Annotated in this window: 1 protein-coding gene; it reads left to right on the forward strand. The window is 72.5% G+C overall.

Annotated features, from left to right (window positions below; genetic code table 11):
- The coding region (locus AC1DWF_RS32710) for a MerR family transcriptional regulator (RefSeq protein ID WP_476842673.1) at positions 1-921 on the forward strand (921 nt) is incomplete at its 5' end.
- Positions 922-965: the final 44 nt, after the last annotated feature.

A 965-nucleotide genomic window follows, 5' to 3' on the forward strand; every position in this document is an offset into this window, starting at 1 on the left:
TCCGGCGAGATGGCCCGGGCTTCGGAGGTCGTGGCCCTGCGCGCCCTCGGCCTCAGCCTCGCCCAGGTGGCGCGGGTGCTGCGGGGCGACGCCCAGGAGATGGAGCCGGCCCTGGCGGCGCACCAGGTGGCGCTGGAGGGGCAGCTCCGCCAACTCGCGGGCACCGTGGCGAAGGTCCGCGGGCTGCGGGCGGATATTGCGCAGGGCTGGGTGCCAGCCGCCGGAGAGCTGTCACGCCTGCTGGGATCGACGGATGAGCTCAGCGTCGCCTTCGACCTTCCCTGGCCCTGGGGCGGCGAGCGCTTTGAGCTTCGCGATATCCGAGCACTGAACTACATCGTCGGCCCGCTGGGCAGCGGCAAGACGAGGCTGGCCCGACGCCTGGCCGAAGCCCTCGATAACGGCGCCTTCCTGAGCCTTGAGCGATCGGCGGATAATACCGCGGTGGCGCTGGAGGCCGACCCTGCCCTCAAATCGCGGGTCGATGCGATCCTGGCCTGGCTCGTCGACGACGGCGCCGTGGCGTCGGAGGCGCTGATCACGCTGCTCGCCGGGCTGGAAGCCGAAGGTCCTGCGGCCCTGGTGGTCGACATGGTGGAGCAGGGGCTGGATCAGGCCACGCAGGAGGCGCTGATCGCACATCTGCGCCGCCGGGGGGCCGGCGCTCGTCCGCTTTTCCTGCTCACGCGCTCCTGCGCGATCCTGGATCTGGCGGAGGTGCGCGCCGACGAGGCCATCCTGTTCTGCCCCGCCAATCACAGCCCGCCGACCCGCGTGGCTCCCTACCCCGGCACGCCCGGCTACGAGGCTGCTGCCACCTGCCTCGCCACGCCCGAGGTGCGGGCGCGGACGGAAGGTGTCATCGCCTGGCGGCCGGTCACGCCCGCGGCAGGAAGCCCACGATCCGCTTCGCCTCGGTGACGATCGGCTGCGCGATCGCCTCCGCCTTCGCGGCGCCCTTGCGC

The sequence above is a fragment of the Aminobacter sp. P4_D5 genome, from assembly GCF_056401815.1.